Origin of the sequence: Siphonobacter sp., from assembly GCF_048595215.1 — a bacterium.
In the GTDB taxonomy this organism is placed as follows: domain Bacteria; phylum Bacteroidota; class Bacteroidia; order Cytophagales; family Spirosomataceae; genus Siphonobacter.
Window position 1 is genome coordinate 1 of sequence record NZ_JBMDWJ010000288.1, and the last position, 8790, is coordinate 8790.

9 protein-coding genes are annotated in these 8790 nt (G+C 47.3%); 4 read left to right on the forward strand and 5 right to left on the reverse strand.

Annotation, left to right across the window (positions count from 1 at the left end; all coding sequences use genetic code 11):
* Both ACOJTG_RS17925 and ACOJTG_RS17930 read right to left on the reverse strand, forming a co-directional pair.
* On the reverse strand, positions 1–930 hold a 930-nt coding region (locus ACOJTG_RS17925), incomplete at its 3' end, for a sterol desaturase family protein (RefSeq protein WP_420155075.1).
* A 37-nt stretch (positions 931–967) separates the two neighbouring features.
* Positions 968–1210, reverse strand: a complete 243-nt coding sequence (locus tag ACOJTG_RS17930; protein ID WP_420155076.1) for a hypothetical protein — start codon at positions 1208–1210, stop codon at positions 968–970.
* A gap of 272 nt (positions 1211–1482) precedes the next feature.
* Here ACOJTG_RS17930 and ACOJTG_RS17935 point away from each other — a divergent pair, with 272 nt between their 5' ends.
* Together ACOJTG_RS17935 and ACOJTG_RS17940 are read left to right on the forward strand one after the other, a co-directional pair.
* Positions 1483–2289 (forward strand): mechanosensitive ion channel family protein, encoded by an 807-nt coding sequence (locus tag ACOJTG_RS17935; RefSeq protein ID WP_420155077.1) that lies wholly within the window; start codon positions 1483–1485, stop codon positions 2287–2289.
* Between the two features lie 164 nt (positions 2290–2453).
* Positions 2454–3422 carry a sulfite exporter TauE/SafE family protein gene (locus ACOJTG_RS17940; protein ID WP_420155078.1) on the forward strand — a complete coding sequence of 323 codons (969 nt, stop codon included), beginning with the start codon at positions 2454–2456 and terminating at the stop codon, positions 3420–3422.
* Positions 3423–3920: 498 nt separating this feature from the next.
* On the opposite strand, the gene ACOJTG_RS17945 is transcribed toward ACOJTG_RS17940, so the two are convergent.
* Positions 3921–4841, reverse strand: coding sequence for an aspartate carbamoyltransferase catalytic subunit (locus ACOJTG_RS17945; RefSeq protein WP_094814702.1), 921 nt, complete (start codon positions 4839–4841; stop codon positions 3921–3923).
* Positions 4842–4933: 92 nt separating this feature from the next.
* Positions 4934–5470: a bifunctional pyr operon transcriptional regulator/uracil phosphoribosyltransferase PyrR gene (pyrR, locus tag ACOJTG_RS17950; RefSeq protein ID WP_094814700.1), complete on the reverse strand. Its 537-nt coding sequence runs from the start codon at positions 5468–5470 to the stop codon at positions 4934–4936.
* A gap of 144 nt (positions 5471–5614) precedes the next feature.
* On the opposite strand from pyrR, the gene pth reads away from it, so the two are divergent.
* Together pth and ACOJTG_RS17960 are read left to right on the forward strand one after the other, a co-directional pair.
* Entirely contained in the window at positions 5615–6175 is a 561-nt protein-coding gene (gene pth, locus ACOJTG_RS17955) for an aminoacyl-tRNA hydrolase (protein WP_420155079.1), read from the forward strand.
* 661 nt (positions 6176–6836) lie between these two features.
* Complete coding sequence (locus tag ACOJTG_RS17960) at positions 6837–8186, forward strand: M28 family metallopeptidase (RefSeq protein WP_420155080.1); 1350 nt, start codon at positions 6837–6839, stop codon at positions 8184–8186.
* A gap of 65 nt (positions 8187–8251) precedes the next feature.
* Here ACOJTG_RS17960 and ACOJTG_RS17965 read toward each other — a convergent pair.
* Positions 8252–8790, reverse strand: a 539-nt coding sequence (locus ACOJTG_RS17965) for a head GIN domain-containing protein (protein WP_420155081.1), incomplete at its 5' end; no start/stop codon positions are given.

Sequence of the window (8790 nt, forward strand, 5' to 3'; positions counted from 1 at the left end):
CAGCAGCAGGGATACGACAACCAGTTGCCCAAGAATGTAGCTCCGCATCCGGTGACTTACCACAACTTCAGGATGTTGGGCAATGAAAATGGCTTCCAGCTCAGCCCGCACATGTGGATCAAAATTGGCGGGACGACCAAAAATGACCTTGAGTTTCGGGATAAAGCCCGGCGTTTTTTTCACCGAAAGGGCAATTTCCAGCAAAAAATGAAAATGCTGCCAAAGGAAACTATAGCTTTTCAAAGGTTTCGTTAGCCCATACACGGGTTCTTCAGTTTCTTCGATAAACGTACCGAAAAGCTTATCCCAAATGATCAGTACGTCCCCGTAGTTTTTATCGAGGTATAGCTCATTACTGGCGTGATGAACCCGGTGGTGCGAAGGGGTCACGAAGACGTACTCCAGCCAGCCCAGTTTGCCCACCAGTCGCGTATGCGTGAAAAACGGGTACGCTCCGTGAATCAGCAGCAAGGCGGTAATCATCTCGGCGGAGAAACCCAACAGCGGCAATACGCACCAGAACGCCCCTCGTACCAACGCCTGAAACACCGTAATCCGAGCGGCTACGGTATAGTTAAATTCATCACTCTGGTGGTGTACGACGTGAACGCCCCAAAACAAATTGATTTCGTGGGCAAATCGGTGGTACCAGTACCAGAGAAAGTCCGTCGCCAAAAAGAGCAGAATGAAGGTCCAGGCGTTTTCCTTAATCGTAAACAGACCAAAGTTTCGCTGGATAAAATCAAACACGTAGAAGAACAGGCTACTCACGTACAGGTCAGACAGCCGTTCGGCAATCCCAACGCCCATGTTGGTTACGGAGTCGGCAAAATGGTGCACCTTCCGTTCCATTCGCAGGGAAAGGTAGTACTCAAGTCCAATGAAAAAGACAAACAGGGGAATGGCAAAGGCAAGAATGTTGATCTCCATACCTTTCATAGGGAAGCAAAGGATTAAACGTAGGAATTTATAAAGCCGCCACGGAATTCACCCGAACCACTCCTTCTACCGCCGAAATCCGACGAATGAGCACGTGCTCCGGTTCTCGCAACTCAACATTAAGAAAGCCTCGCTGGAATTTGTCGCGATAGTCAAAATCCATCTGTCGTACGCGGTTTCCCTTGCGTCGATTGATGGCATTCAGTACGTTGAAGACGAGTTTTTGACTGGCATTTCCAATTACTTGAATACGTAATATCGATTGATTCATGGCTGTAAGGTTATTGGTAGACGCAAATTAAATCTATTTATCCTATTAATTTAATAGATTAATAAAAATTAACTTTTTCGGCTTCTGATTGGCTACTGATGAATTGATTACATGGAAATTAAATCCCCTAAGTATTTTTCTGTATTACATAAAGATACCTTGTTCTAAAATAATAATTATTAATACCTAGTATCATATACGTATTTTTTAGTTTATTGCCCCTGTATTACCATTTAATCCTCCCTCATCTTTCACCTTATTTACCCACGTGTATGGATTTTACTAACCTAAAAGATCTCATTCTGTTAAATGTTTATCAATACGGCGGCAAAATTCTTCTGGCCTTAGTCGTTTTTATCGTCGGACGGCTGGTCATTGGTAAGCTTACGCAATTTCTGTCCGCTCGCATGAATCAGAGTCGTATTGATCGCGACGTTCAACCCTTCTTACTCTCCTTGCTCAGTGTTCTGTTTAATGTAATGCTCTTTTTAAGCTGTGCGGGATTGCTGGGTATCGAAACGACCTCCTTCGTCGCAATTCTCGGAGCCGCTGGTTTAGCCATAGGCCTGGCTTTGCAGGGGAGTCTGGCCAACTTTGCGGGGGGTGTACTCATCCTCATCTTCAAACCATTCCGGGTCGGTGATTTAATCGAAGCTCAGAGCTTCATCGGTGTGGTAGAGGCCATTCAGATTTTCAACACCATTTTGGTAACGCCGGATAATAAAACCATCATTCTGCCCAACGGCTCCTTATCCACCAGCCCCGTCACGAACATTTCGGGCAAGGGTGTCATTCGCGTAGATATGGTGTACGGCGTAGGAAGTCAGAATGATCTGGACATGACCAAAGCAGCCATTCAAGGTGTGATTGCGACCTGTCCGTATGCACTCAAAGATCGTGGTCATGATGTACTGGTTACCAAACTCACCCCCGATACGACGAGCTACGATGTACGGGTGTGGACCACGCCAGCCGATTACTGGAATACGTACTATTATATGCACGAAAACCTCAAACGCCAGTTCGACCGCGACGGCATTCAGGCTCCGGAAAAGTTGGTGTACGTCAAGCAGAAATAAGTATTTTCCTCCTACCTAACCTCAAGGCTCTTCGGAGCCTTTTTTTATTAGTGATTGATTTACAGACCCTTACTTATGTATCACGAAGAAATACGGAATTTAATATTCTACTAATTTGGTGGAGTAAAAGATAGTCTACTATTTTTGTAGGCAAACTACACTACATGGAGTCAACGTCTGAAGTACTTAAGCCCTCCGAAGTCATACCCGCTCGTTCCGTCAAAAAGAGCAGCAAAAATCCCTTCGAAGAGGCGATCATTACGTTGTGGAAACGGGAACGCAAACCCGCCGAGATTTTCATTCACATCGTGAATGCGTTAGCCTTGATGATTGTAGGGCACCTGATCTTTAAGTTTCTTACCGTCGAAAATATTACTACGGCTTTTAATTCCATTACGGTTGACATTCTCTGGTATGTACTGGGTGGCTTCTTGGCTCAAATGGTAGATGGAGCCCTGGGCATGGCTTACGGCGTTTCAGCGGCGACTTTTCTGGCGGGCGTAGGGGTTTCTCCCGCCGTCATTTCCATGAGTGTACACACCTCCGAAATTTTTACGAGTGGCGTATCGGGCTACATGCACTTGAGATATGGCAACGTGAACGCCAAACTCTTCAAAGTGATCTTGATTCCTGGCGTTATTGGAGCCGTCCTGGGTGCTTACTTGCTTTCTTCCGTACTGGAAGAATACATGACGTACGTAAAACCAGCAGTATCGACGTATACCCTGATTCTGGGTATCGTAATCATTCGAAAAGCCCTCATCAAGCGGCAGAAGAAGAATCCGATCAAGTTAATTGGACCGCTGGCCTGGTTTGGCGGCTTCATGGACTCGATTGGCGGCGGCGGCTGGGGGCCCATTGTCTCTTCAACGCTGATTGCCTCGGGACGTCACCCCCGCTATACGGTCGGCTCGGTGAATCTCGCTGAATTTTTCATTTCTTTCGCGTCGTCCCTGACCTTCTTTCTGGTCATTGGTTTATCGCAATGGCAGGTGATTCTGGGGCTTATTCTGGGAGGCGTGATTGCCGCTCCCATTGCAGCCCGTTTAGCCAGTAAGCTTCCGATTAAAGCCATGATGATTTTGGTCGGTATTGTAGTCATCCTGGCTAGTCTGAAGCGACTGATTGGCTAGGAACATAAAGTTATTGATACAAAAACCACCGTGTTGTCTGTCTCAGGAACAGATCAGCACGGTGGTTTTTTATTGCTGTAACATTTCGATAGTTCATACCAACTGGGCTTACTCTCGCGTGCCAGCTATTAACTTCGTCGTGAGAACAGGACAATTACTCCGTTCTCAGAAGGTTTATAATGAATGTTACTGTTACTACGGATAATCTGGTGTGTATCTTTTTTGATATTACTTAAATCGCGTCAGAGATGCGAAACCAGGCTAACCCGATTAAAAATCGGGGTGAGCGGGGCGGGGTTTGGAAACCTGCACAAGTACAGCACATCCTAGGCATTATAACCCTGAAAGGGTTCAATCTCAATAGCCCCGTATGCAATGCGGGGTACAGCCAGCCGGGTAGTCACAGCCTACTAACTAAAAAGTCCGTGGTGAATACTACGGACAACCCGCCCCGCTACCTTTATCGAATTTTACCACCAAAACGGAAAACGGAAAACTCTACTGCTGAGCCGCTAACAGATACAGTACCGCCATCCGGGTCGCTACCCCATTTTCTACCTGATTGAGAATAATCGAGTGCTCGCTGGAATCAGCCGCATCCGAGCTTAATTCTACGCCCCGATTGATCGGTCCGGGGTGCATCAGTACGATCGGCTTATCTAATTCGTTGAGCATAGCTTTGTTAATACCGTAATATAGCGAATACTCCCGTAGACTCGGAAAATACTTCACCTGCAGGCGTTCGAGCTGAATACGCAGTACGTTGGCCACGTCACACCATTGCAAGGCCTGCCGGACATCGTGCGAGACAATCACGCCCAGATCCCGAATGTATCGCGGAATGAGCGTACTCGGTCCACACACCATTACTTCTGCTCCCAGCTTCTTCAGACAGAAAATATTGGATAAGGCTACCCGCGAATGCAGAATATCACCAATAATAGCCACCTTCTTGCCCGCTACGTCGCCGAGTTTTTCACGAATGGAAAAGGCATCCAGCAAGGCCTGCGTCGGGTGCTCGTGCGTACCGTCACCGGCATTTACCACGCTGGCCGGAATGCGGCTGGATAGATAATGCGGAGCCCCGGGCGAACTGTGCCGCATGACGATTAAGTCTACCTTCATGGCCAGAATGTTATTGACCGTATCCAGTAGCGTCTCTCCTTTCTTAACTGAACTACTCGACGAGGAAAAATTGACCACGTCAGCCGAAAGGCGTTTTTCGGCCAGCTCAAACGACAGACGCGTACGGGTGGAATTTTCAAAGAAGACGTTGGCAATCGTTACGTCCCGCAGTGAAGGTACTTTTTTGATCGGACGGTTGAGCACTTCCTTAAACTCGTCGGCAGTCTGGAAAATGAGCTGAATATCGGCTTCCGTGAGATCTTTGATGCCTAGTAAATGTCTCGTACTTAGCACGGCAGTATAAAATTAAGTTTTCGATGAAGAACGAAAACGGGATGTACATTCAAAAAAAGCCCCCTCAACGTTTCCGGAGGGGGAACAAAAAACTAATCACTGAGCCAAATACCGTCTTTTTCGTGGCCCTGTTCTTTCCATTCCACGATGACCCGCTGCGTATCGAGCGTATTGACTTTTAAACCTACGTAATCCGGAGCAATGGGAATATCCCGGTTATAACTGCGATCAATGAGTACCGCCAGTTCTACTTTTTCCGGACGACCAAAAAAGGTCATGGCATCGAGAGCAGCTCGTACCATGCGGCCCGTAGCGATCACGTCGTCGACGAGAATGACCCGTTTGCCTTCGACCGTAAAGGGGATTTTAGTCTGATTGGCCCGTACAATCGATTCCCGACGGCGAAAGTCGTCGCGGTGAAAAGTCGCATCCAGCCAGCCAAACGGAATGGTACTACCGGTGGTTTGCTGAAGTTCCTGATGAATTCGTTGAGCCAGATGAATACCTCGCGGTTGCAAACCCAGGATCACTGAATCGGCAAAGAGCTGGTGATTCTCAATAAGTTGTTGGCATAACCGACTGATGGTGATCTCCAACAAGGGACTGGAAAGAAGCAATCGTCGCTGCATATGCGGGCAAAATTAGGCAAACGAAATTAGGATTTAGGAATCCGAAGGGGCGAAATTCGCTTTTCGAATGCGAAATAATTGCGGATGGCTTGATCTTCTGTACAATGACCGAAGAAATTTATCCGTATCAATTCATCATCTCCTATGAAGTATCTGGTAGCGGGCTTAGGAAACATTGGCCCGGAATATGCAATGACCCGACATAACGTCGGTTTTATGGTACTGGACCGGCTAGCGGCTCAGGAAAATCTCAAATTCGACCTGGGCCGACTGGCGTACGGGGTCGAACTGAAATACAAAGGCCGCACCATTTACCTGATCAAGCCCACCACGTACATGAACCTGAGCGGTAAGGCGATTAACTACTGGCTGAAAGAACTGAAAATACCCGTGGAGAATATGTTGACGATTACCGACGACATTGCCCTACCTTTCGGAAAGCTACGCCTCCGGAGCAAAGGATCGCACGGTGGGCACAACGGTTTACGAAATATTCAGGAGGTTTTGGGCAATGATCAGTACGCTCGTCTTCGTTTTGGCGTAAGCGGTGATTTTCCGAAAGGACGTCAGGTGGATCATGTACTTGGGGAGTTTCCCAAGAGCGAAATCGAGCTTTTGCCCGAACGGCTGGACCGTTCTATCGACATTTTACTGAGTTTTTGCACTTTAGGGATTGACAAGACGATGAATAATTTTAACGAATGATTGTACTAAATAAAGAATTTTACAAAATATTGAAGTAATATTTTCAGGAACTTTATTGGATATTTAACCATATAAAATTCTAGCTAAAGGCATTTATATATCTTTTTTTTCGTCCAGTTGGGGTCAAAATAGGATATTATTCCGAATAAAATTTTGAAATTGTATTTTCCTAAGTTTGGACTTTTAATTTAGTGTATCTACATTTGTAATGTCAAACGACGACAAACAAATTGTAAAATACCAGGAAGTAACCAAAATGATTTGTAACTTTGCATCAGAGTAGTTCGATGAAAATCAAATCTAGGGCTTCTAGTTCCACAGCTGAAAATAAGTTTGTATTTTGGGTCGCTGATTGGAACGCATTTTTTGGAACGATACATAAAGATTGTAGGGTTCCCGTATTAAACACCAGTCAAGATAGAGGCAAGGGTTGTGTTTAATCCATTTTCCAAGAGAGGTTAGCGTTTTTTCATAGTAAAATAGGTTTAGAGGTTAAGTGGGATAAGGTTGAGCGTTTCGCTCGGCCTTATTTTGTTTTCAGCCCATTGGTAGCTTTTCTTTCGGCTTTGTAACCCTAAAAGTCGGCTCGCATCTATTCTTGCTTTTACCTCCGCACTGAATGGTTATCTTGCTCCATTCATTCGCAAACACCAGACCCTGTATGTTTAAACGCTTACTAGCTACGGCCTTTCTGGCAGTGCCTTTGGTCGGCTCTTCCCAACAGATCCTGAATCGGGATCCCGAAATTGATCGTTACGTCAAAGCCGTCTCCGCCGATTCTATGCGGGCAACCGTTGAAAAACTTGTTTCCTTTGGCAGCCGCCATACCTTAAGTTCGGTTAGTGATCCGCAACGGGGGATCGGAGCTGCCCGCCGCTGGACACTTGCTAAATTTCAGTCCTACGCCAAAAACTCTGGCGGTCGCCTAACGGCACAGTTACAAAGCTGGACGCTCAAACCCGATGGACGTCGGGTGGATAAAGAGCATGAGATTGCTAACGTTGTGGCTACCCTGAAAGGCTCTGATCCGAAGGATGACCGGGTGTTTGTCATTTCGGCTCACATTGACTCTCGGGCTCTGGACATTATGAATCGCGATATTGACTCCCCGGGAGCCAACGACGACGGTTCAGGTGTGGCAACGGCTCTGGAACTGGCCCGTATCCTGTCCGCCGCCAAATTCCCGGCTACAATCGTTTTTCTGATTGTCAGTGGCGAAGAACAAAGCCTGCTCGGAGCCGAATACTACGCCCAGCAAGCCGTGGACAAAAAGATGCATCTGGAAGCCATTCTCAACAATGATACGATGGGTTCTTCCGCGGGCAGTGATATTGGCACGATTGACAATACGCGTCTACGCGTCTTCAGTGAAGGGTTGCCCGCGTACCAGACGGCCGAACAGGCGGCTAAAATCCGGGCAATTGGAGCTGAAAGCGATGGAAAGACCCGGCAATTGGCCCGGTACATGAAAGAAGTGGGTGAACGCTACGTGGAAAATCTGGAAGTCGTACTGATTTTCCGGAATGACCGTTTCCAACGTGGCGGTGACCATACTCCTTTTGTGAACAAAGGCTTCGCAGCCGTTCGGATTACGGAAATGAACGAAAACTTTGATCACCAGCACCACGACATTCATACCGAAAACGGCAAAGAGTACGGTGATCTGCAAAAGTTCATGGATTTTGAATACCTCCGTAAAAATGCTGCCGTAAACCTGGCAACACTGGCCAACCTGGCGAAAGCCCCGCAGATGCCCCAGGACGTCCAGATTGAGGTACGCGGCTCGGCTAGTTATGCCAAACTCAACTGGAAGGCTCCTAAAGCCGGAAAAGTGAAAGGATACTACGTATTGATTCGGGAAACGTATCAGCCGTTCTGGCAAAAAAAACTGTACACAACCGAAACGTCAATCACACTCCCCTACTCCAGAGATTCGTATTTCTTTGCCGTCCAGGCGGTTAGTGAGCATGGAAACGAAAGTTTACCCGTCATTCCCTTGCCTTCCCGTTAAGCCTTAAGTAAAAACGGCGAGCTGGATTCAGCTCGCCGTTTTTGTATTTCCCTACCTGTAAGGAGTTACTCCGCCTTTACTTCGCCACCCAAGCTGGAATTGATGTTTTTCTTGGCCGGACTGCCTTTGTACCGCACCGCTCCGCCGGTACCGGCGTTGGCATCCAGACGTTTGGTTGTAGTGATGCGAGCTACCCCGCCCGTATTGGCTTTGACAAAGGCATCTTCGCTCGTCAGGTTGAAGGCGTGTACTTCACCGCCCGTGTTCACCGTCACCTGTTGTTCGGAGGCGGTGCCTGACAAATCCAATACCGCTCCCTGAACTGCTTTAGCCTTCAGGTTACGCACATCAGCTTCGAGTCGGATCTGGCTGCCCGTGGCTGCCTGTAAATCCAGATCCCGCGTTTGAATGGGATCGATGACCGTAATTTCGGCTCCGACGCCCGAATAAATGGATTCAACTTCCTTGTATCCCAGTTCCAGTCGAATGTTACTGGCCCGGCAATCGCCTTTCTGGAAGACCTCTTTTTCCCACTTCTGACGAATAATTAATTCATCATTTTTGTTTTCAACCGTGATTTTGGATTCTTCCAGCGTTCCTGGTG